20 protein-coding genes and 1 pseudogene are annotated in these 21,624 nt (G+C 69.5%); 9 read left to right on the top strand and 12 right to left on the bottom strand.

What is annotated here, in order from left to right; genetic code table 11:
• Positions 1-364: 364 nt before the first annotated feature.
• From OHB21_RS31965 to OHB21_RS31950, 4 genes are all read left to right on the top strand, one after another.
• Complete coding sequence (locus tag OHB21_RS31965) at positions 365-583, top strand: ferredoxin (protein ID WP_067510931.1); 219 nt, start codon at positions 365-367, stop codon at positions 581-583.
• A complete protein-coding gene (locus OHB21_RS31960) occupies positions 580-1,137 on the top strand; it encodes a nuclear transport factor 2 family protein (RefSeq protein ID WP_407675056.1) in 558 nt (185 codons plus the stop codon). Before OHB21_RS31965 ends, OHB21_RS31960 begins: the two co-directional genes overlap by 4 nt.
• A complete protein-coding gene (locus tag OHB21_RS31955; RefSeq protein WP_195124435.1) occupies positions 1,131-2,387 on the top strand; it encodes a hypothetical protein in 1,257 nt (418 codons plus the stop codon). The genes OHB21_RS31960 and OHB21_RS31955 overlap by 7 nt, the downstream gene beginning before the upstream one ends.
• Before the next feature lie 153 nt (positions 2,388-2,540).
• Positions 2,541-3,749 (top strand): cytochrome P450, encoded by a 1,209-nt coding sequence (locus OHB21_RS31950; protein WP_067510933.1) that lies wholly within the window; start codon positions 2,541-2,543, stop codon positions 3,747-3,749.
• Between the two features lie 50 nt (positions 3,750-3,799).
• Here the strand turns inward: OHB21_RS31950 and OHB21_RS31945 are convergent, their stop codons facing one another.
• Positions 3,800-4,540 (bottom strand): glucose 1-dehydrogenase, encoded by a 741-nt coding sequence (locus OHB21_RS31945; RefSeq protein WP_067510934.1) that lies wholly within the window; start codon positions 4,538-4,540, stop codon positions 3,800-3,802.
• Positions 4,541-4,680: 140 nt separating this feature from the next.
• Between OHB21_RS31945 and OHB21_RS31940 the strand changes: the two genes are divergently transcribed.
• A complete protein-coding gene (locus OHB21_RS31940) occupies positions 4,681-5,784 on the top strand; it encodes an NAD(P)H-dependent amine dehydrogenase family protein (protein WP_195124434.1) in 1,104 nt (367 codons plus the stop codon).
• A complete protein-coding gene (locus tag OHB21_RS31935) occupies positions 5,781-6,908 on the top strand; it encodes an NDMA-dependent alcohol dehydrogenase (protein WP_067510936.1) in 1,128 nt (375 codons plus the stop codon). Before OHB21_RS31940 ends, OHB21_RS31935 begins: the two co-directional genes overlap by 4 nt.
• 150 nt (positions 6,909-7,058) lie before the next feature.
• On the opposite strand, the gene OHB21_RS31930 is transcribed toward OHB21_RS31935, so the two are convergent.
• Genes OHB21_RS31930 through OHB21_RS31890 form a run of 9 tightly spaced genes read right to left on the bottom strand, consistent with a single transcriptional unit; the run spans position 7,059 to position 15,549 of the window.
• A complete protein-coding gene (locus OHB21_RS31930; protein ID WP_228788469.1) occupies positions 7,059-7,622 on the bottom strand; it encodes a hypothetical protein in 564 nt (187 codons plus the stop codon).
• A gap of 23 nt (positions 7,623-7,645) precedes the next feature.
• Positions 7,646-8,602: an MlaD family protein gene (locus OHB21_RS31925; RefSeq protein ID WP_195124433.1), complete on the bottom strand. Its 957-nt coding sequence runs from the start codon at positions 8,600-8,602 to the stop codon at positions 7,646-7,648.
• Positions 8,599-9,642, bottom strand: coding sequence for an MlaD family protein (locus OHB21_RS31920; protein WP_067510939.1), 1,044 nt, complete (start codon positions 9,640-9,642; stop codon positions 8,599-8,601). The genes OHB21_RS31925 and OHB21_RS31920 overlap by 4 nt, the downstream gene beginning before the upstream one ends.
• Positions 9,639-10,757: an MlaD family protein gene (locus OHB21_RS31915; protein WP_195124432.1), complete on the bottom strand. Its 1,119-nt coding sequence runs from the start codon at positions 10,755-10,757 to the stop codon at positions 9,639-9,641. Before OHB21_RS31915 ends, OHB21_RS31920 begins: the two co-directional genes overlap by 4 nt.
• On the bottom strand, positions 10,757-11,773 hold the full coding sequence (locus OHB21_RS31910) for an MlaD family protein (protein ID WP_195124431.1): 1,017 nt from the start codon (positions 11,771-11,773) through the stop codon (positions 10,757-10,759). Before OHB21_RS31910 ends, OHB21_RS31915 begins: the two co-directional genes overlap by 1 nt.
• Complete coding sequence (locus tag OHB21_RS31905) at positions 11,761-12,762, bottom strand: MlaD family protein (RefSeq protein ID WP_067510941.1); 1,002 nt, start codon at positions 12,760-12,762, stop codon at positions 11,761-11,763. The genes OHB21_RS31910 and OHB21_RS31905 overlap by 13 nt, the downstream gene beginning before the upstream one ends.
• Positions 12,762-13,820 (bottom strand): MlaD family protein, encoded by a 1,059-nt coding sequence (locus tag OHB21_RS31900; RefSeq protein WP_195124430.1) that lies wholly within the window; start codon positions 13,818-13,820, stop codon positions 12,762-12,764. Before OHB21_RS31900 ends, OHB21_RS31905 begins: the two co-directional genes overlap by 1 nt.
• Before the next feature lie 6 nt (positions 13,821-13,826).
• Entirely contained in the window at positions 13,827-14,690 is an 864-nt protein-coding gene (locus tag OHB21_RS31895) for an ABC transporter permease (protein ID WP_195124429.1), read from the bottom strand.
• Between the two features lies 1 nt (position 14,691).
• Positions 14,692-15,549 (bottom strand): ABC transporter permease, encoded by an 858-nt coding sequence (locus OHB21_RS31890; protein ID WP_195124428.1) that lies wholly within the window; start codon positions 15,547-15,549, stop codon positions 14,692-14,694.
• A 384-nt stretch (positions 15,550-15,933) separates the two neighbouring features.
• On the opposite strand from OHB21_RS31890, the pseudogene OHB21_RS31885 reads away from it, so the two are divergent.
• Positions 15,934-16,423: pseudogene (locus tag OHB21_RS31885) on the top strand (AMP-binding enzyme); the annotation flags it as partial.
• 281 nt (positions 16,424-16,704) lie between these two features.
• On the opposite strand, the gene OHB21_RS31880 reads toward OHB21_RS31885, so the two are convergent.
• On the bottom strand, positions 16,705-17,613 hold the full coding sequence (locus OHB21_RS31880) for an LLM class F420-dependent oxidoreductase (RefSeq protein WP_195124427.1): 909 nt from the start codon (positions 17,611-17,613) through the stop codon (positions 16,705-16,707).
• A 76-nt stretch (positions 17,614-17,689) separates the two neighbouring features.
• A complete protein-coding gene (locus OHB21_RS31875) occupies positions 17,690-18,322 on the bottom strand; it encodes a TetR/AcrR family transcriptional regulator (RefSeq protein ID WP_195124426.1) in 633 nt (210 codons plus the stop codon).
• Positions 18,323-18,654: 332 nt separating this feature from the next.
• Here OHB21_RS31875 and OHB21_RS31870 point away from each other — a divergent pair, with 332 nt between their 5' ends.
• Together OHB21_RS31870 and OHB21_RS31865 are read left to right on the top strand one after the other, a co-directional pair.
• Positions 18,655-19,881, top strand: a complete 1,227-nt coding sequence (locus OHB21_RS31870; RefSeq protein WP_195124425.1) for a cytochrome P450 — start codon at positions 18,655-18,657, stop codon at positions 19,879-19,881.
• Between the two features lie 28 nt (positions 19,882-19,909).
• Positions 19,910-21,451: an aldehyde dehydrogenase family protein gene (locus OHB21_RS31865; protein ID WP_067510949.1), complete on the top strand. Its 1,542-nt coding sequence runs from the start codon at positions 19,910-19,912 to the stop codon at positions 21,449-21,451.
• Positions 21,452-21,624 lie beyond the last annotated feature (173 nt).

Here is a 21,624-nt window from a genome sequence, read left to right as displayed (position 1 = left end):
GGGACAGCGGGGTCGGTTGCGTGCTTCGAAGCCCCGCCCTCGTGGACTGCACCGGTGTCGAGTGCGGACCGGGACCGTCACGCCTACGGCCGGTACTCGCTCGAATCCGCGTGCCGTGGGCTGATGTTCGACCGTCGGCGCGCGGGAATCGGCTGTTGCCGGACGACACCTCCGGTGGTAGTGTCCGGACACATGTCCAGCCGAATGTCTCAACGGCTTTCCGGTCCCGAGGGGGACGCGAGAGCCGAGCCGACACCGAGCGGGATACGAGCTGGTGAACGAGCGCTGCGCCCGGCCGGGGCGGCGTGTGTTCGCCCGGCGGGCACCGTGACGATCGTGGGAAAGGTGGGCGGTGAGGTGCGCGATGCGAATCATCGTTGATCTCGACCTGTGCCAGGGGCACGCGGTGTGTCAGGCGGAAGCGCCGGACGTGTTCACCGTGCCCAAGCGCGGCAAGGTCGAAGTCCTCGTCGACCACCCCGCGAGCGATCAGCGCGACGCGGTCGGCGACGCGGTGACCTACTGCCCGACGCGTGCGCTGTCGATCGTGGACGACGGCGCGTCCGATGACGAAGGAGAATGATGGTGGCCGGTTTCTCGCGGGACGAGCTGGAAGAAATGGTCGAACGCTGGCTGGCGGAGAACAAGCGCTGCGAGGCGCTGGGCGATTGGCGCGCGCTGGCCGAGATGTACACCGAGGACGCGACATACGGATGGAATTACGGCCCCGACCACGAGTTCATGGCGGTCGGCCGCGACGAGATCCGCGATATCGCGGTGGGTCAGGAAATGGACGGGCTCGAGGGCTGGAGGTATCCGTACCAGCACATCGTGATCGATGAGAAGTCCGGCGACGTGGTGGGCTTCTGGAAACAGATCTTCGACGGCACCCGGCCCGACGGCACCCCCTACGCGGTGGACGGAATCGGCGGCAGCTGGTTCCGCTACGGTGGCGACTTCCAGTGGAGCTGGCAGCGGGACTTCTTCGACTACGGCAACGTCTCGAGCCTGTTCCTCGAGATGATCACGAATAACGCCATGACCCCGGGAATGCTCGCCCGGATCGAGAAGGCCACCAAGCATCAGCCGCTGCCGGGCTGGTACCCGATCGGCAAGGCCCCGGTGCCGCTGTGGTGAGCAGCGAGGAACGCCGGTCGTTCGAGACACTGAGCCGGGCGGAATTGGCGGCGCTCGTACCGGAATTGCTGCTGTGCGGGCACCTGATCGACCGGTCCGGCATGCCCCACACGATCGGCGCGTTCGGCCGCGAGGGCATGACCCAGGTGGCGATCGAGGAATGGCAGGTCTCGAGCCCCGTCTACACGCGCCGGATGCAGGACGCGCTCGGCTATCGCGGCGACAGCGTCGAAACGATCTTCAAGGGACTGCAACTCGACATCGGCGCACCGCCGCAATTCCTCGATTTCCGCTTCCGGGTCGACGATCGCGACCACGGCGAATTCTGGCTGGACCATTGCGGCGCGCTGGCCGATGTCGAGCCGCTGGGCCCCGAGTACGTGCGCGCCATGTGCCACGACATCGAGGACCCCACCTTCGACGCGACCGCGCTGGCGACGAACGCGCACGCCCAGGTGCGGCCCATTCACCGGCCGCCCCGCGCACCGGCCGACCGCAAGCCGGTGTGCGCGTGGCGGGTGACGATCGATCCCGCGCACGAGCCGCCGCCCGTCCCGCGTAACGCCGGTCTCGTGGAGGCCTCGGTCGCGGCGTCGGTGCGGCTGTCGCCCATCGACCCGGCCGACGAAGGGGCGTCGGATTATTCGGGGCCGCTGCTGAGCGACATCCGGTTCGCGGACTTCTCGCGCTCCGCGCTGATCCGGATCGCCGAGGAGGTGTGCCTGCAACAGCATCTGCTGGCGCTGGGATTCCTGATCGCCGTCCGTGAACGCGTCGACGCGGAGCGCGCGCAGGAGATCGGCCGCAAGCAGTTCGCCGGTGTGGCCGGGGTGACCTCCGAGCGTCTTCGCGCGGTGCTGGGCCTCTCCGACGATTTCGCCTCGCTGGCAACGGTTTTGAACCTGCACCCGGCGTTGAATCCACCGCAGTACGTCGGCGCCGGGATCGACGTGACCGCCGACGGGCTCACCTTGATCCTGGACCGGCGCTGCGGCGGCGTGGCCGACGGCGTGTGGCCCGCGCTGGTCACCCCGGAGGACCTCACCCCGCTCGACACCCTCGTGCGCGGCGTGAGCCCCTACTACGGGTGCCAGGTGCTCGCCGCCACGGCCGACGAACTGGCCGTGCAGGTCGTGCGTGGCGACGCGCCCGCCCCCGAGGCGACCGAGGTCGCCCTGACCCGGATCAGCACCGGCGCACACTTCGCCTTCGCGGATCGGGGAATTCCCTTGCCGCTCACGGTCGTCTGAGGAGCGAGGCGTGACTGTAGTTCTGTTGAGTAATGGCGTGGTGGGGGAAGGCGATCGCCTGTCCGTCGCGCCTGTTCGCTGTGTTTCGCGCGCCGCGGATGGCGCTGGGCGTCGTGACGGATTCTGCCGAGGGAGTGCGCTGTGAATGTGGGTATGGAGACGCGGATACCGTTCGACCCTTACGACTATCTGTTCCACGAGGATCCGTACCCCACCTACGCGCGGCTGCGCGCCGAGGCGCCGGTGTACCACAACGCGACCAGGGATTTCTGGGCGCTGTCACGGCACGCCGACGTGCGGGCGGCGTTGCGCGACAGCGCCCGGCTCTCGAACGGGTGGGGTGTGTCGCTGGACCCCACGTCCTACAGCCCGGACGCGCACAAGGCGATGTCGTTCCTGGCCATGGACGACCCCAAGCACGCGCGGATCCGCAAGCTGGTCTCCAAAGGCTTCACGCCGCGCCGCGTGATGGAACTGTCCGACCGGATCACCGCGCTCACGCGGCAGCACTGGCTGCGCTGCCTCGAGCTGAAGGAGTTCGACTTCATCCGGGATTTCGCCGGCCTGCTGCCCATGGACGTGGTCTCGGAGCTGCTGGGAGTGCCCGAGTCCGACCGCACCCACCTGCGCGAGCAGTCCGATCTGCTGCTGCACCGCGAGGAGGGCGTGCTCGACGTGCCGGAGGCGGCGATCTACGCCTATGTCGAATTGGTGCGCTATTACCAGGAATTGCTCGCCGGTCGCCGCAAGAATCCGGGCGACGATATGGTCTCGGTGTTGATCGGGGCCGAGATCCCCGACGGTGACGGCGGCACCACGAAGCTCTCCGACGAGGAGATCATCGGATTCATGGTCCTCATGGTGGTGGCGGGCAATGAGACGACCACCAAATTGCTGGGCAACGCGATGTATTGGGGTCGGCGTTTCCCGGACGAGCTCGCCAAGCCGTTCGCCGACCCGGGTGTCGTGCCGGAGTGGACCGAAGAGACGCTGCGCTACGACAATTCGACGCAGATGCTGTTGCGCCGGGTCGCCGCCGATGTCGAATTCGGCGGGCACACCATTCCCGAGGGCGACCGGGTGCTGCTGCTGGTGGGTTCCGCGAATCGGGACGAGGACGTGTTCGAGGACGCCGCGGAGTATCGGATCGGACGCGACAGCGCGCAGACGCTCATGAGTTTCGGGCTCGGTGTGCATTTCTGCCTGGGTGCCCACCTCGCCCGGCTGGAGTCGAATATCGCGCTCGCCGAGATCGTTTCGTCGATCAAGGGCTACGAGATCGACGTGTCGTCGGCACAGCGGGTGCATTCGGTCAACGTGCGGGGATTCGCCGAGCTGCCGATGTCGGTGCGCACCGCGTAGAGATTCGTGACCGGATGTCCATCGGCCGTGCCGGGGGACATCCCGGTCTTCTACGGCGTCTTGTGCGGCACCGCGGCGACCAGTCCGCCGTCCACGACGAACTCCGCGCCGGTGGCGTAGGACGACTCGTCGCTGGCCAGGAACAACACGAAGGTCGACACCTCCTCCGCCGTGGCCGGGCGCCCGAGCGGAATGGTGACCAGATCGTCGGGGATGGCCTCGGTCATCGGTGTCCTGATCAGGCCGGGGTGCAGCGAGTTCACCCGGATGTTGTGGGGCGCCAGTTCGAGCGCCGCCGACTTGGCCAGACCGCGCACACCCCATTTCGAGGCCACGTAGCCGTGCGCCCACGGCGCGCCGCGCAAGCCCTCGATCGAGGACACGTTGATGATGGAGCCGCCGCGCGCCTCGATCATCGGCGCCACGGCGGCGCGCATGCCCAGGAAGGTGCCCGTCAGATTCACGTCGATGATCCGGCGCCACCGATTGATATCGAAATTCTGGAGTGAGCTGCCGTTGATGATGCCGGCATTGTTGACCAGAACGTTCAGCGCGCCGAATTCCCCGACGGCGGTCGCCACGGCCGCCGTCCAGTCCTCGGGCTCGGTGACGTCCAGGTGGACATAGCGGGCGGCGTCGCCGAGTTCGGCGGCCACTTTCCGTCCCTCGTCGTCGAGGATATCGCCGACGACGACTTTCGCGCCCTCGGATACGAGCAGTCTCGCGTGCGCGGCGCCCATGCCGCGGGCGCCGCCGCTGATGATCGCGACTTTGTTGTCAACACGTCCCATGGCGGCTCACGCTAGCACGGAAAAGGCTGGACTGGAACATGTTCTAGACACTAGTCTGGTCAGTAGTCGATGGCGCCGACGGGACTGCCGCGCCGTCGGCCCCGGGGCCTCGCGCCGCGGCGACCACGAGGAGTACATCGATGACGATTCGCGTCGTCCACATCGGCACGGGAAATGTCGGCCGGCCCGCTCTGGCCGGAGTGATCACCAATCCGCGATTCGCCCTGGCCGGTGTGTGCGTATCGAACCCCGAGAAGGTGGGCAAGGACGCGGGCGAGCTGGCCGGGCTGGACGTGACCACCGGGATCACGGCCACGGACAGCCTGGACGAGCTGATCGCCCTGCGGCCCGACTGCGCCGTCTACTGCGCCATGGGCGACACCCGCCCGGCCGAGGCGTTCGCCGACTGCCTGCGCCTGGTCGCCGCCGGGATCAACGTGGTGGGCTCGGCGCCCGGGATGCTGCAGTACCCCTGGCAGGTCATACCGGACAAGTACATCGCGCGCGTCGAGGAGGCCTGCCGTCGGGGCGGCGCGAGCATCTTCGTCACCGGGGTCGACCCGGGATTCGTGAACGACCTGATCCCCCTGGTGCTTTCGGGTACCTGCCAGCGGATCGAGCGCGTCCGGTGCGTGGAGATCGCCGACTACGCCACCTACGACGGGTCGACGGTGATGTTCGACGTGATGGGTTTCGGCAAACCCGTCGAGGAGGTCCCGCTGCTGTTCCAGCCCGGGGTTCTGGCGGCCGCGTGGGGGACGGCGATCCGGCAGCTCGCCGCGGGTTTGGACATCCCGGTGGACCGGATCGAGGAATGGCACGAAAGAGAGCCCGCCCCCGAGGGTTTCGATGTGGCGGTGGGGCATATCGCCAAGGGTGGGATGGCCGCCGTGCGCTTCGAGATCCGCGGCATGGTGGGCGACACCCCCGTGATCGTCATCGACCACACCACCCGGCTCCGGGGCGATCTGCGCCCGGATTGGCCGCAACCCGCCCAGCCCGGCGGCTCCTACGGTGTCGAAATCGTCGGGGAGCCTTCCTATCGCGTCGACATCTGTCCGACCAGCGGGCACGGGGACCACAACTACGCGGCGATCCTCGCGGCGGCCGGGCGGATCGTCAACGCCATCCCCGCCGTGGTCGCCGCGCGACCGGGCATCAGGACGACTTTGGACCTGCCGCCGACGTTCGGCAGGCAGCTGTACGCCGGACCGAACGCGGCACGGGGAGAGGGGTTTTCATGAGAACGAAGGGCGCGCTGCTGTGGGAGTTCGACCGGCCGTGGTCGGTCGAGGAGATCGAGATCGGCGACCCGCGCAAGCACGAAGTGAAGATCCAAGTGGAAGCCGCGGGGATGTGCCACTCCGATCACCACTTGGTGACGGGCGGCATTCCGATGGCGGGCTTCCCGGTGCTGGGCGGGCACGAGGGCGCGGGCATCGTCGTCGAAATCGGCGAGGGCGTCGAGGATCTGGCGGTCGGCGATCACGTCGTGCTGTCGTTCATCCCGTCGTGCGGGAAGTGCCCGTCGTGCCAGGCGGGTCTGCGCAATCTGTGTGATCTGGGTGCGCTGTTGCTCGCGGGCACGTCGGTGACCGACGGGTCGTTTCGCGTCCGGGCCAAGGGGCAGAACGTCTTTCCCATGACGCTGCTCGGGACGTTCGCGCCGTACATGGTGGTGCACGAGAGCTCGGTGGTGAAGATCGACCCCTCGATTCCGTTCGAGGTGGCGTGCCTGGTCGGGTGCGGTGTGACCACCGGCTACGGCTCGGCGACGCGGATCGCCGACGTGCGGCCGGGCGAGGATGTCGCGGTGATCGGGGCGGGCGGTGTGGGGATCTCGGCGTTGCAAGGCGCGGTCAACGCGGGCGCGCGCTACGTGTTCGTGGTCGATCCGGTGCCGTGGAAGCGCGAGCAGGCGTTGAAGTTCGGCGCCACCCACGCCTATGCCACGGTCGAGGAGGCCACGGCCGCCGCGGCCGAGATCACCGCGGGCGGGATGGCGAAGAAGGTGATCGTCACCGTCGGCGAGGTGCACGGCGAGGACGTGGACGCCTGGATGGGCATCACCGCCAAAGCCGGGACCTGTGTGCTCACCGCGATGGGCAGCCTCACCGACAACAAGGCCACCCTGAACCTGGCCATGCTCACCTTGTTGCAGAAGAACCTGCAAGGCGCCATCTTCGGCGGCGGCAATCCCCACTACGACATCCCGCACCTCCTCTCCGTCTACAAGGCGGGCAAGCTCAACCTCGACGACATGGTCACCCGCCGCTACCGCCTCGAACAGATCAACGAGGGATACCGGGACATGCTGGAGGGCAAGAACATTCGCGGCGTCATCCGCTTCACCGACGAAGACCGGTGACTCAATCGGTCGCCGACTCGATCGCGGTGGTGTCGGACAACGGCCCGTGCTTTCGCGGAGGTGTTCGGGACCGCTTTCGCCCACCGGCCCGGGGGCTGCGACCGGAACTGGGCCGAGATCGACGGACCCGGCCCGGGTACCCGACACCACCTACCGGACGGCGATGGCGTTCTGCAATCCGCCCACTTCGGAGATCTTCCAGTCGGCGTTGCGGTCGATCGTCAGGGAGTACGTGACGGTTGTCTGTGCGCCCTCGGGGTTCTGGACGCTGGTGGAGCTCACGGTGAGATAAGCGTTCACCTTGTAGCGGCCGTCGGACTCGGAGATCACGGTGGCGGACAGGGGGTTTGCGGTGGAGGTCCATTGCAGGGGGAGGAGGACCTGTTCGAGTTGGGTGGCGGTGGCGTCGAATTTCGCGGCGAGTTCCGGTGTGGTGCCGGATTCGAGGCGGTCGAACCACGCTCGGGCGTCGCGGTAGTCGATGGTCGACGCGCCGACCGCGTAGTCGGTGGCGATCTGTTCGGCACGGCGGGCGTCGGCCTCGCGGCGGTCGCGGTCGGCGAGATCGGATCGGGCCGACGAATACAGCACGGCGAGAACCACTGTGGCGATCAGCAGGGTCGCGAGCGCGGCGCTCGTCACCAGGGTCGACCACCGCACCGAGAGCGTTCGGGAAGGTGCGGCACCTGTCGGGCGGGCGATATCTTCAGGCATGACAAGTCCTTTCGCGCGCGGTCCTACTTCGGCTGGATCCGGAAGTGCACGGTGCCGTCCTCGCCGACGCCGTGCAGGGCCTGCTCGATCAGGGCGCTGAGGTCGAGGCGGGGCGCCCGCCCGACGGCGTCGGCGACCACCGGTTGCAGCATCGGGCCGAGCGGCGCGAGATCGGGTCCGATCTCGCCCACCAGGGCCTCGACTTCGTTCAGCAGGGGAAGCAGGCCGTCGCCGGTGAAGTACTGCTCGGTGGGACGGCTGTCGATGAGCCCGGCACTGGATTCCACGATCGCGTTGAGGGTGATGCCGAACTCGCCGAACAGCGGTCCCGCGGCGGTGAGCGAGGGCCCCATCCAGTCGATGTCGCCGCCGAGGAACTGCACGTCGCCGAAGAGCTGCCGGATGTAGTCGGTCCGGCTCAGCAGGGTGGCCGCGAGCAGCGTGGTCGAGCGCTGCAATGTCCGCATCGCGGCATCGGTGCCGTCCAGGGCGCGGTCGAACGTGTCCACCAGGCGCGCCATCACCTCGGGGTGGATCTGGTCGAGCAGCTCGACCAGGCGCGCGGACAGGGCCGTGATCGTCATCGGCGTGTGCACCCGTTCGGCGGGGACCACCTGACCGTCCGTCAGGTACGGGCCCGCGTCGTCGTGGGGCTCGAAGCCGATGTAGGGCTCGCCGAGCGCGGACAACTGCTCGATCCGCACATCGCTGGTCACCGGGATGCGGTAGCGGTCGTCGATCGCGAGGCGGACGAGCACGCCGTCGGCCTGGGTGCGTACCGATTCCGCGCGACCGACCCGCACGCCGTTCACGAGCACCGGCGCGTTCGCGCCGAGCCCGGCGGAATTGTCCAGGTGTAGCTCGACGGTGAGGTAGGAGCGCCGCGGGTCGATATCGAGGACGCCGAGCGTCATGTAGGCGACACCGAACACCAGCACGGCCGCGATCGCCGTCAGCGACACCGCCGCCCGCGCGTTCACCGGACCGCTCCGATCATGCGCAGGAGGTCGATGACGCGGCGGGTCTGCTCGTCGCGATCCGCGTTCTCGCCGACGGAGAACTCGGTGATGTCGACCTTCGGTCCGCGCTCGACGAACGGAATGACTTGCGTGTGAATGAGTTCCACCAGCTTCTTGACGTTCGACGGCGAACCGGTGTCGAGCGGGCGCGCCCCGAACAGCATCGGCACCACCGCCGTCGCGGTGTCGTCGAGGGAGCGCAGCAGCGGTGCGACCCAGAGCGTGCTCGGCGCGACCGGCCCGAGCGCGGTGAGCACGAAGATCACGCCGATCTGGGCGTTGATCACGTCCGTGGTCTGCCGCACGCCGTACGGGGTGAGCAGTTCCTCCAGCACCGGGGCGTTGGCGATCACGCCGTCCTCGAGGGTGGATCGCAGCCCGTCGAGAAGGGCGTCGACCGCATCCATGTGGTCGGCGAGGTCGGTGAGGTCGGCGCCGAGCGTGCCGGCGATCCGGGCGGTGTCGCGCGGATCCTCCGGCAGCACGGTGTTCATCGTGCGGAGGATGCCCTGGATGTCGGTGATCGCACCGCTGCCGACGAAGACCGACAGCGCCGCCAGGATGTCCTCGATCGTCGCGGACCGGGTGGTGTCCGACAGCGGGATGGTCGAGCCGGGAGCCAGGACGGTCGCCGCGGCGGTGGCCGGCTCGGCGAGGGCGATGTGCACATCGCCGAGCGGAGTCTCCTGCCGCAGTTCGGCGGTGGTGCCCACCGGCAAGCGGACCGAATCCATGATCGCGACCTCGGCCACGACATGTCCGGTCGACGCGCCGTCCCCGGCCACGCGCACGCCGGTCAGTTCACCGACCCGGACGCCGTCGGAGATCACCTTCGCCCCCTGCGGAAGATTCAGGACGCTGGCGAACTCGATGTGCAGGGTGTAGGTCGGCCCGCTGACGCCGTAACCCGGCACCGGAAGTTCGGTCACCCGCACACCGCAGCCCGCGACCGCGCACACCACGGCGGTGGCGGCGAGTGTCGCGCGCAGGAACGGGTTCATCGCGCACTCACCGTCGCGAGCAGCAGGGGCAGCGCGGGGATCGTCACCGCGCCGTCCTCGCGCACCGTACATCGTTGTCCCATAAGCGCTTCGAGTGCCGGGCAGACGTGCGGCGCGTCCTGTGGCGGCACCGCGAGACCGGGTGCGGCGTACCGAATGGTGGGGCGGCCCGTCGCGGGATCGAGCGCTTGGGCGAACCCCGACGCGATCGCGGGCGTCATGCGGATCACCTCCGAGAGCGAACCCACGCCCGAGGCCAGCATCGCGGGCAGATCCGTCATCGCGTCGAGTGCGCGCACCGCCGGGGTGCCGAACATCATGACGACGTCGTTGAGCTGCGGCAGCACCTGCGCCAGATAGGTGACGATCTCGATGATGGGCGGGAACGCGATGACGACGATGTCGTTGAAGGTCCGCGGCAGCTCGGTGACCATGGTCTCCACGGTGTCCCACCCGGATCGGGCCCGCCCGGTGAGTTCGGTGAGCGCGTCGATCAGGGCCCCGAGGTGGCCGATCGCGGCGTCCGGCGCCGACAGCGCGCGCCCGAGTTCGCGGATGACGGTATTGATGCGCTCGGCGGAGTCGGCGGTGGCCTGGTCCAGCGCGGTCAGTCCGGCTCCGAGATCGCCGCGGCGCGCGGGATCGTGCGCGCCGTTCAGTTCGTCGGCGAGCCCGGCCAGGGCGTCGAAGGTCCGCGAAAGGCTCTGGGGTGTGAGGGTATTGGTGATGCATTGGCCGGGGTCCCAACCGGGACCGTCGGGTTCGTCGCCGACGAGGGCGAGGTTCCGGTCGGCGACGAGGGTGTCGCTGACCGTCACCGCGCCCACATTCTCGGGCAGGGTCCGGTCCTCGCGGACGGTGAAACGCACGCGCGCCCACCGCCCGTTCGGCTCGATTCCCGTCACCTCGCCCACCCGGATGCCCATCACGGTTACCGCGCTGCCTTCGCGCAGCCCGATGCTGTCGGGCATCTCGGCGCAGTAGGACCGGGTGTCGGGTGCTGGTCTGCTCAGCTGGAGCACGGCGCCGCCGGCGAGGACGAGCGTGACGACCACCGCGACGGACATGAGTCCGCGCGAGCCGAGCGCGCGATGCAGTGCGGTCCGGCCGCCCATCAGCAACCCCCTCCCGGCACCGGGACGCAGATCCGCTCCGGCAACACGGTCACGGCGGACTGGTCGACCGTCACCCCGCCGTCCTGAGACAGCAACGGCAGCAAGCGATTCTGCAGGGCGCGCAGCGCGTCGAGCAGGGCGCCGAGTTGGGTACCCAGCTCCTCCAGCTTCGGCACCGCCTCGGCCAGCGGCGCGGCGCGGTCTCTGATCGAGGCGTCCCACGCCCGGCCCAGGGGCGACACCTTGCGCAGCACATCGGCGACGTCGCCGAGCGCCTGGGCGATGCTCGCCTTGTGGGTGAACACGATCGTCTCCAGCGTCCGCAGCTGATGCACCAGTCGCACCAGCACATCGGAACTGCCGTTGATCGCGGTCAGGTACTCGTCGGCCATGTCGAGCGCGCGCGAGATATCGGAGTTCTGCTTGTTCATGATCCCGACCAGGTCTTCGGCTGCCCGCAGCGCCGCCCGGACGGCTTCGGGGCTGTCGTGCACCGAGTCGGACAGGGCGGCCAGATTCCGCCGGACGAGATCGCCGTCGATCTCCTCGACGGGCGCCACGGCGTCGCGGAAGAGCTGGGTCAGGTTGTAGGGCAACAGGACTCGGTCCCGGGGGATGACCTGCGACCCGAGCGGCGCGGTGCCCGCGGGCTGCACCGCGACGTAGTAGCCGCCGACGATGGTGAGCATGCGGATATCGAGAATCGTCTGATCGCCGAGGAATACGTCGTCGCGGACCGCGAAGGTCATCCGCACGCGGTCGGCCAGCAGCGTGAGCGATTCGACGCGCCCGACGGGGACGCCCGCGAGGCGGATGTCGTCACCGGTGCGCAGGGCGCCCGCCTGCGCCAGCTCCGCGGTGTAGACGTTTTCCGCCGTGGTGCCGGTCAGGTGGACCAGCCCGATCGCCGCCGTGAGCAGCGCGGTGGCGACGAGGCCGGCCAGGCCCCACCGCAGATCGTCAGTGCGCGAATCGTGTGGGCGAGCGCGGCGGAGTCGAGCTGTCAGCCTCGGCACAGTGTGACCCCCTGTCCGGTGAGGAGAACGCGCAGCGGCTCGGGCGCGACGGCCACGCCGCCGGCGCAGGTGATCGGCTCGCTCATGGCGGCGGGGACGAGCGAGGCCATGGTCTGGATCAGGCCGGGCAGCCGAGCGAACACGGCCGTCGCCACCTCGGGATCGGGAAAAGCGTTGCGCAGCAAGGCATCCAGATCGGACCCTGCGTCACCGGTGATGCCGAGGACGTCGAGCAGGTGGCGGATCGGCTGGATCACGGGCGGGATGGCCAGGGCGAAATCCGCCAGGCCCGGCAGTTTCTCGGCGATCGCCACGAACAGGTTGGTCAGGTTGGTCAGCATCTGGACCGCGTCGCCGGACTTGCCGCCGAGCCGGTCCGCGATCTGGGCGAGGTTGCTCACCAGCCGCGACAGCACCGCCTGCCGGTCGGAGGTGTAGCGGCTCAGCTTCTCGATGGCGTCGAGCGCGGGGCCCAGTCCGGTGCCGTCGCCCTGGATCACGGCGAGCAGGCTGGCGGTGAACTGGTTGATCTCGTCGGTGGACAGCTCGGCGAGCACCGGTTGGAGTCCGTTGAACAGCGTGGTGATGTCGAACGCCGGAACGGTGCGCGCGGTGTCGAACACCTCACCCGGGTCGCGGCGGGCGCCCGGCCGCTCGGGTTGCCCGATGTCCAGATAGCGGAAACCGGTGAGGTTCTGGAACCTGATCGCGATCGTGGTGTCGGTGTAGACCGGGTGTTCGCGCAGGACCGTGAACCGCACGCGCGCCAGGGAGCCGTCGAGTCCGATGTCGGTGACCTTGCCGACCTGGACGCCGTAGAGGCGCACGTCGTCGCCGGTGCGCAAACCGTTCGCGTCGGTGAACAGCGCTGTGTACGAATCGGTTTCACCGGCGACCGGCCGGTCGATGAGTTGGAGGACACCGGCCAGCACCACCGCCATCGCGACGGTGGCGGCGCCTACGCGCAGGAGCAGGGCGCGGATCGTCATCAGCGGTGGCCTCCTGGCGTCTGCGCGCCGAGCGTCGACAGCAGGGGAGTGGCGAGTCCCGGCACGGCGTCCAGTTCCACGCCGAGGCGCAGCACCGGGCCCGACGGCGTGTCCTGGAACGCGGCGCCGAGCCGGTCGAGCAGTTCACCCAGCTGATCGGCGGAGCGCTGTGGCGTGCCGACCGAGGCGGAGAGCAGGTCGAGCACCATCGTCACGATCGGCAGCATGCCGGCGAAGTACCGGCCCGAGGTGGTCATGGTCCGCGTGACGGCGGGCAGGAGTTCGTACTGCATGTCGTCCCAGAACCGCCGGGTGCGTTCGATGTTCTCCGGCGGGCGCATGTACTCGTTCTCGTACGCGGATTCGAGCACGTCGAGGCTGCCCGTCAGCATCGGCGGCGCACCCGCCAGCGCCGCGCCGAATCGCTCGGCCAGCACCGAGGGCGGCAGCTGCCTGGTCTCGGTGTAGGCGCGCACGGTCGCCCCGATCGCCTCCAGCAGCGGGGTGAACGCGCCGAGGTCGCGCGAGATCCGGCTCAGCAAGTCGGCCAGTCGCGGCGTCAGCACGTCTTCGGTGAGCAGGCCCGTCGAACGCAGCAGCGCCGACAGGGTGGCGTCGGTGACGCGGCCGGAGTTCCGGTCGCCGAGATCGACCACCGCGCCGTCCGCGAGTTCGGTGCCGCCGGCGCCGGGCACCAACCCGACCGTCGTGATGCCGAACAGGTTGCCGGGCGCGAAGTCGACGCTCAGGCTGTCGGTGAGTCCGAACAGCCGAGATCGGCGCAGCGCCAATGCGATTCGCTCCCGTCCGGCGCCCGCCGCGGTGATCTCGGCGACCGTGCCGACCTCGACGCCGTCGAGCCGCACGACCGTGCCGGGCTCGACGCCCTCGCCCACCTGTTCGGTGAGGACGGCGACCCGGATCACGTCCGGGGATTCGGGTGTCGGCGCGTAACGCCACGTGAGCACGCCCGCCAAGGTGAGTAGCACCGCGCAGGCGCCGATGATCTTGGCGTGCCGTGGCCGGATGTCGGCGCCGGGCAAGGTGTACGGAGGCATAGGCGGTCACCCGGTGAATGTGATGGGGGACTGGAATCCCCACAGGACGATCGTGGCGACCATGTCCAGCGCGATGATCGCCACCAAGCTGGCGCGGATGGCGCGCCCGGAGCCGATACCGACCCCTTCGGGTCCGCCGACCGCGAAATACCCCTGGTAGCTGTGGATGAGCACCACGGCCACGGCGAAGATCACCACCTTGATCGTCGCGGCGATCACGTCCCAGGAGAGGACGAACTGGTCGAAGTAGTGGTCGTAGGTGCCGGTGGGCACGCCGTGGATGGTGGTCACGATCAGCCGGCACGACAGGTAGCTGAGCAGCAGCGCGACGACGAAGGCGGGCGCCACCGCGATCACCCCGGCGATGACGCGCGTGGTCACCACGAACGGCAACGACCGGATGCCCAGCGATTCGAGGGCGTCGATCTCCTCCGAGATCCGCATCGACCCGATCTCGGCCGTCATCCGGCAGCCCGCCTGCGCCGCGAACCCGACCCCCGCCGCGATCGGTGCCAGTTCCCTGGTGACGCCGAAAGCGGAGATGAGGCCGCTGAGCTGCCCGAGCGCGAGCGAGTCGAGCGCGTGGTAGGCCTCGATGCCGATGGACGCGCCCATGGCGGCGCCCATCAGCAGCATCAGGGGCACCACGCCGCCGCCGATGATCACCGACCCGCGCCCCCACGTCATGTCCGTGATCGCGGTGACCGTCTGACGCCGGTAGTGGACCAGGGTGAACGGCACCGAGGCGAGCACCCGCCCGCAGAAGCCGAGCACGAAGCCGACGGTCTCGACCGGCCGCATCGGGTGCACCCGGTGCCGCACGCGCCCCACCCAGCGCACTCCGACCGGCAGATACGAGGATGCCGTCATCTCACGCCGTCCTCATCGGGACGAGCATCGTGACCAGTTGCGTGACAACGGTATTCAGCACGGTGATGGCGGCGACCGACATCACCACGGCGGCGTTGACGCCGTCGGCCACGCCGCGCGGACCGCCGTGGGCCTCCAGACCGCGCTGGCAGGCGATGACGACGACCAGGAACCCGAACAGCAGCGACTTCACCAGCGACACCCACACGTCGGTGGCGGAGGTGAACGCGCCGAACGAGTCCCAGTAACTGCCCGGCGTCACGTCCAGCGCGAGGACCGCGACGAGGAAGCCCGCGGCGATGCCGACCACGATGATCAGGATGGTGAGCAGCGGCGCGACCAGCATCATCGCCGCGATGCGCGGAACCACCAGGCGCCGTACGGGATCGGCGCCCATCACCCGCATGGCGTCGACCTCCTCGCGGACCGTGCGCGCGCCCAGGTCGGCCGCGATCGCCGCCGCGCCCGCACCGCCCAGCAGGATGCCCGCGGCCATCGGCGCGCCCTGTTTGATCACGCCGAGCCCGCCCGCGGCGCCGATCATCGAATTCGCCCCCAACTGGGAGACGATATTGCCGACCTGGGCGGACAGGATGACGCCGAACGGAATGGCCATCAGGACGCTGGGGATCGCGGTCACTTTGATGAGAAACCATGCCTGCCCGAGGCTTTCGTGGGTGTGGAAGCGCAGGAGTGCGGCGTCGGCGGCGCCCACGCGCGCCGCGTGCACGGCCATGCGCAGCGCTCGGCCGAAGGTGGCGAGGCTCGACAGCACGGTCTCGGCGAAATTGCGGCGCAGGACCGCGCCCGCGGTGTCGGGCACGGGAGTCGCCGGTGTGGTCACGGTGACGGTCGACATCGCACCTCCCTGTGCCACCGGAGTCCGCGCGTCACGACTCGGCGGAAGGCCGCGAGCCGGCGGGCGTCGCGGCGAAACCTCTCGGGATTCAAATGTCCAGTCAGTAAACTGGACAGCAGTCTGGACCGTACTACATGTAAAAGGGGTGGGCAAGGGAAGAATGTGGCGGCAGACACTTTCGTCCGGTGCTGATTCCGATGTCGACGGGAGTTCTGGATCGGCTTTCGGGGTTGAAATCGCGTGAAAACGCAGTTCGATGGCGCATTCGCACGTCCACCAATGCTCGATGGATATATACACAACAGCTATTGATCCGATCGGGCCGTCGGGCGGTCTGGCCCGTGCGGTACGTGCCGATATCGGTGATAGACAGCGGGTTCCTCCGGGTGGCTGGCTCAGCGGGGACGCATCCCCCTCGGCTACCTGGGCGACGAAGCCAAGACCGCGCGCACCTTTCCGGTCGTCGACGGCACCCGGTGGGCGGTCGCCGGGGACCGAGCGACCGTCCTCGGCGACGGGCGGATCGAACTGCTCGGCCGCGACAACCCCACCGTCGACTCCGGCGGCGAGAAGATCTTCGTCGAGGAGGTGGAGCGCGCCCTCGCCGCCCATCCCGGCGTGCTGGACGTGGTGGTGGTCGGGCGGCCCTCGGACCGGTGGGGCAGCGAGGTCGTCGCCCTGGTCCAGTTGAGCGACAACGGCATCGGCGATCGGGAACTCCTGGACGAGTGCGCGGTTCATGTGGCGCGCTACAAGCTGCCCAAGGCCCATCATCCGGTGCCGGGAGATCGTGCGGTCGCCGACCGGCAAGGCCGACTACCGGCGGGCGAGCCGGCTCGCCGCCGAACACACCGGGAGTTCAGGGCCTCGGTGAGTGCGAGTTCGTGACCCGTGCCGCGGTCGCCGGCCGAGAACGCCAGCCGAGAACGCCGAGCGTCGGCAGCGCTGGGGGTGATACGGCGAGAACCCGGGGTGCGGGTCGCGCTGCGGGTGATCCGCCGTGAATGCAGGGCGCCGGGCGTGCTGGGGGCAATGCGCCGTGAATGCCGGGCGCGGGCCGGGCTGCGGGCGATCCGCCGAGAACGCCGGGCGTCGGCCACGCTGCGGACGATCCGCCGAGGCCGCCCGATCCGCGGCCTCGGCGGCGCGGAAGCGTCAGTCGAGCGAAGTGAGCAGTGCCCTGGTCCTTTTCGCGCTCTCACCCCGCGTGAACGGGGCCGCGACGAAGTCCGTGGCCCCCGCGTCGGCGATGGCGCGAATCCGGGCCGCGACCTCGTCCTCGGTGCCGATGAGGGCCAGGTCGACGGGGCCGTCCACGCCTTCCCGGTCCATCATGGCGCGGTAGGACGGCAGCTGCCCGTAGAAGCCGAACGCCTTCTCGGCCCGGCTGCGCGCGTCGTCCGGATCGTCGGTCACGCAGACCGGCAGCGCGCAGATGATGCGCGGATCGGGGCGTCCGGCGTCGCGGGCGGCCGCGGTGATGGTGGGCGTGATGTGCTCGGCGATGGTCTTCGGGCCGGTCATCCACAGCGTGGTGCCCGCCGTCCGCCGCCCGGCCAGGCGCAGCATGCGCGGGCCGAGCGCCGCCAGCACCAGGGGCACCGGTTCGGGGTTGGGAACGCCGAGATCGAGGGTGCCGGACAGGGTTTCGCCCCGGAAGTCGGCGGGTTCGCCCGCCAGCAGCGGGGCCAGGACGGCGACGTACTCGGACATGTGCCGTGCGGGCTTGTCGAAGTCGTAGCCGTACATGTCCTCGATCACCCGCTGGTGCGACAACCCGACGCCGAGCGTGAGGCGGCCGGGGCCGACGGCGAGCGCGACGGTGCGAGCCTGCTGGGCGAGCGCGGCGGGGTGGCGCGGATAGCTCGGCACGACCGCCGTGCCGAGTTCGATATCGGGCACGCGGGCGCCGATCACCGCGAGGGCGGTGAGGGCGTCGAGGCCGAAGATGTGCGACAGCCACGCGGAGGAGAACCCCTCCGCGTGGACCTCGGCGAGGTCGTCGGCCAATCGGTCGAGGGAATCCGCGCCGGCGCGCTCGCTGAGTAGGATGCCGATCCGCACGGTGGTCTCCTTGGGTGTCGGGGTGAATGGTGGTGGTGGACTTCGGTATCGGGTGCCGCCGGTCGAGGCGGGGGAGTCAGGTCCCCGCGGCCGTCCGGTCGCTCGCGCCGGCCGGCTCCCGCAGCGCGGGCGCGACCCATCGGCGCAGGAACCGGCGCAATTCGGCGGAGTCGCGCTCGGACGGTCGCGGGTCGGCGATGAACGACAGCAGCAGCCGGACCACGAACTCGCTGAGCTCGATCAGCTCCGCGTCGCCGTAGCCCCGGCGCGCCCAGTCGACGGGCGAGCGCTCGAGGACCGCGCGGCACACCTTGAGGGATTGCTCGGTCATGGCGCGGCGCGAGAACGCGGACGGCCGGCCCGCCGCGAGCAGGACGGTCAGGTAGCGATCGTGGGGGAGTCGTTCGATCGTGTAGGCGACGGCCTCGACCACGAACTCCGCGGGATCGTCGGTGTCCCCGAGATGCGCGAGGAGCTGGTTCACGTAGTGGTCGAGCGCGGCGAAACCGACGGCGGTGAACAGTTCCTCGGTGCTGAGGAAGTGCCGGTACACGGTCTGGCGCGTCACGCCCAGCGCTTCGGCGACGGTGCTGAGGTTCGTGCGCCGCGCCCCGCGGGTGTCGATGCCGCGCATGGTCGCCTCGAGGATCCGGGTGCGCGCCTCGTGCGCGTCCCGTGGGGGCGAGCCGTTCCACGCCGGTCGTTTCATGGGTCAAGTGTGCTCGATGGGTGCGGTCGGGCGACGGGCGGTACCGGTGGGCGCCCCGCGCTGTGCGGGTGTCGTCCCGGTCGCTGGAACCGTCGGGGGCTTCCCCTGGAGTCGATCATACGATTCAATGTGACATGTATGATCGCAGTGTGCTCACCAGCTCAATCTGATCGTTAATTGAAACGCGTTTTAGTGAGCGCAGGATTGCGCTCCGCGCGGCACCGCAGCAGGCCCGCACGAGTCATCGCCCGGCGGGCGGTCGCCGCGGACGGTCGGTGCGATCCCCGCCGACGTCACAACCGCTGCCCGCACGGCGGGCCGAGGAGGTAATCGTGTCCCCAGCAGCGCTGCCCGCCGCCCTGGATTTCTCCGACCCCGATCTGTGGGCCGATCGCACACCCGTCGAGGAGTTCGCCCTGCTGCGGCGCACCTCGCCGGTGTGGTGGAACGGCCAGTCCGACGAGATGTGCGCGCCGTACCACGACGGCGGCTTCTGGGTCGTGACCAGGCACGAGGACGTCCGGGAGATCTCGCGCAGCCCGGCGCTGTTCTCGTCCAACGCCAACGGCGCGATCCTGCGCTTCCCGGGCGATGTGAGCCCCGACGCCTTCGAACTCACGAAGACGATGCTGGTGAACATGGATCCGCCGAAACACTCGAAGGTGCGCCGGATCATCTCGCGGGGCTTCACCCCGCGCGCGGTCGAGGCGCTGCGGGCGGCGCTGGCCGAGCGGGCCGGAGCCATCGTGCACGCCGCGCGGCAGACGGGCGGCGGCGACTTCGTCGACCAGGTCGCCCGGGAACTGCCGCTGCAAGCGATCGCCGAATTGCTCGGTGTGCCACAGGAAGACCGGCTGCGCCTGTTCGACTGGTCGAACGAGATGCTGAACTTCGACGACCCCGAGTACGGCGACCCGACCGTCGCCACCGCCGGCATCCTGGGCTACGCGTGGCAGATGGCCGAGACCCGGCGCCAGGATCCCGGCGAGGACCTGGTGTCCAAGCTGGTGACCGCCGATATCGACGGCGAATCGCTCACCCCCGACGAGTTCGGCTTCTTCATGATCCTGCTGACGGTCGCGGGCAACGAGACCACCCGCAACGCCACCACGCACGGCATGAAGGCCTTCGTCGACCACCCCGAACAGTGGGAGATCTTCAAGCAACAGCGCCCGCGCACCGCGCCGGACGAGATCGTGCGCTGGGCCACCCCGGTGATCGCCTTCCAGCGCACCGCCACCCAGGATGTCGAACTCGGAGGACAGGCGATCCGCGCCGGCCAGCGGGTGGCGATGTTCTACAGCTCGGCGAACTTCGACGAGGAGGCGTTCGACGACCCGTCCACCTTCGATATCCTGCGAGATCCCAACCCGCACTTGGGTTTCGGCGGTACGGGGCCGCACTACTGCGTCGGGGCCAACCTCGCGCGGCTGCAGCTGGAACTGATCTTCGACGCGATCGCCGACGTGATGCCCGGCCTGCGACAGGTGGCGGAACCGGCTCGGCTGCGGTCGAGCTTCGTGAACGGCATCAAGCACTGGCACGTCCGCTACGCGTAGCGCCGCAGCGCATCCGACGAGGAGAGATATGGCCATCATCCGAACGCTGCCCGACACCGCCGCGGGCAGGCGCCGCCTCGCCCTGGTCAGCCCGGTCGACCGGCGCCGCCTCGGTGAACTGGAGGTGAGTGGGCGCGGCGATGTCGACGAGGCCGTCGCGCGCGCCCGCGCGGCGCAGCCCGGCTGGGCGGCGCTTCCGGTGCGCGAGCGCGCCAGGATCGTGGGGCGCGCGCTGGACGTGCTGGTCCGCCGCCGTGACGAGATCATCGAGACGGTGCACGCCGAGACCGGCAAACCGCGCGTCGAGGCGCTCACGATGGAGATCGTGCCCGCGTGCGACTTCCTCAACCACTGGAGCGCCCGCGCCGAGCGGGCGCTGCGGCCCGAGCGGCGCGGGCTGCACGGCTACCTGCGCCCGTTCAAGACGCTGTTCGTGCACTACCGCCCGCTGGGGGTGGTGGGCGTCATCACTCCGTGGAACGGGCCGTTCGTGCTGTCGCTCAACCCGGTGGCGCAGGCCTTGCTCGCGGGCAACGCCGTGATCCTCAAACCGTCCGAGGTGACGCCGTATTCGGGCGAGTGGGTGGTGCGCATCCTGCGCGAGGCCGGGGTGCCCGCCGACGTCGTCCAGGTGCTGCACGGCGACGGCGAGACCGGCGCCGCCCTGGTCGAGGCCGGGCTGGACAAGATCAGCTTCACCGGCAGCGTGGCGACCGGCCGGAAGATCGGCGCGGCGTGCGGCGCGGCGCTCACGCCGTGCACGCTGGAGCTGGGCGGCAAGGACGCGATGATCGTGTGCGCGGACGCCGATCTCGAACGCGCCGCGGCCGGCGCGGTGTACCTCTCGCTGTTCAATTGCGGGCAGGTGTGTTTGAGCGTCGAACGCGTCTATGTCGTGGACAGCGTCGCCGACGAGTTCATCCGGAGCGTGTGTGAGAAGGTGGCCGAAGTCCGTTATCGCCGTGCGGATTCCGCCGACGTAGGTCCGCTTGTCTGGGACCGGCAGCTGGAGGTGGTGCGCCGCCACCTCGCCGACGCGCGCGACCGGGGTGCGACCGTCCTGCTCGGCGGTGAACCGGTCGGCGGCGACGGCCTGCATTTCGAGCCGACGGTGGTCACCGACGTCACGCACGACATGACACTCATGACGGAGGAGACGTTCGGACCGGTCGTCGCGATCATGCGCGTGCGCGATGAGGACGAAGCCATCCGCCTCGCCAACGACAGCCCCTACGGGCTGAGCGGTTCGGTCTTCACCGAGGATCGCGAGAAGGCCCGCCGGATCGCCGCCCGCCTCGACACCGGATCGGTGGTGCACAACGACGCGGCCGTCATCTACGGCGTCCCCGAGGCGCCGTTCGGCGGCCGCAAGGACAGCGGACTCGGGCACATCAATAACGGCGCCGAGGGACCGCGCGGCTACACCCACGCGCAACCCGTCCTCCTCACCCGCCGCGCCGCGCGCAAGGAGCACGTGTGGTACCCGTACGACGCGTCCACGGCACGGCAGCTGAATGCCTTGGTGCGCTTCGGATTCGGCAACCGGCTCCTGCGCAGGCTGCTGTCGTGAGGGCTGCCGCCCGGGGGCCTACTGCCCCCGGGCGGCGCTCAGGACATGCTCGAGGGTGATGAACTTGGTGCGCGGCCGCCCTCGGGAGGCGCCCGCCGCCCGTTCCGCGCTGTCGATCGCGAGCCAGCCGGTGCGATCGACGACCTCGGGCTGACGTTCCCGGACGAGGCGAT

Source organism: Nocardia puris (genome assembly GCF_036051655.1).
In the GTDB taxonomy this organism is placed as follows: Bacteria; Actinomycetota; Actinomycetes; order Mycobacteriales; family Mycobacteriaceae; genus Nocardia; species Nocardia puris.
Note: the sequence above shows the minus strand (reverse complement) of the source record. Positions and strands in the feature narration are given on the sequence as shown.

Bases quoted from the DNA above. Each gene is read 5' to 3' on its own strand.
- OHB21_RS31915 (WP_195124432.1), bottom strand. From the start codon at position 10,757: ATGGGCGGCCGGACCGCACTGCATCGCGCGCTCGGCTCGCGCGGACTC.
- OHB21_RS31940 (WP_195124434.1), top strand. From the start codon at position 4,681: ATGACGATTCGCGTCGTCCACATCGGCACGGGAAATGTCGGCCGGCCC.
- OHB21_RS31965 (WP_067510931.1), top strand. From the start codon at position 365: ATGCGAATCATCGTTGATCTCGACCTGTGCCAGGGGCACGCGGTGTGT.
- OHB21_RS31895 (WP_195124429.1), bottom strand. From the start codon at position 14,690: ATGACGGCATCCTCGTATCTGCCGGTCGGAGTGCGCTGGGTGGGGCGC.
- OHB21_RS31875 (WP_195124426.1), bottom strand. From the start codon at position 18,322: ATGAAACGACCGGCGTGGAACGGCTCGCCCCCACGGGACGCGCACGAG.
- OHB21_RS31905 (WP_067510941.1), bottom strand. From the start codon at position 12,762: ATGACGATCCGCGCCCTGCTCCTGCGCGTAGGCGCCGCCACCGTCGCG.
- OHB21_RS31960 (WP_407675056.1), top strand. From the start codon at position 580: ATGATGGTGGCCGGTTTCTCGCGGGACGAGCTGGAAGAAATGGTCGAA.
- OHB21_RS31920 (WP_067510939.1), bottom strand. From the start codon at position 9,642: ATGAACCCGTTCCTGCGCGCGACACTCGCCGCCACCGCCGTGGTGTGC.
- OHB21_RS31865 (WP_067510949.1), top strand. From the start codon at position 19,910: ATGGCCATCATCCGAACGCTGCCCGACACCGCCGCGGGCAGGCGCCGC.
- OHB21_RS31890 (WP_195124428.1), bottom strand. From the start codon at position 15,549: ATGTCGACCGTCACCGTGACCACACCGGCGACTCCCGTGCCCGACACC.
- OHB21_RS31900 (WP_195124430.1), bottom strand. From the start codon at position 13,820: ATGCCTCCGTACACCTTGCCCGGCGCCGACATCCGGCCACGGCACGCC.
- OHB21_RS31935 (WP_067510936.1), top strand. From the start codon at position 5,781: ATGAGAACGAAGGGCGCGCTGCTGTGGGAGTTCGACCGGCCGTGGTCG.
- OHB21_RS31945 (WP_067510934.1), bottom strand. From the start codon at position 4,540: ATGGGACGTGTTGACAACAAAGTCGCGATCATCAGCGGCGGCGCCCGC.
- OHB21_RS31950 (WP_067510933.1), top strand. From the start codon at position 2,541: ATGGAGACGCGGATACCGTTCGACCCTTACGACTATCTGTTCCACGAG.
- OHB21_RS31930 (WP_228788469.1), bottom strand. From the start codon at position 7,622: ATGCCTGAAGATATCGCCCGCCCGACAGGTGCCGCACCTTCCCGAACG.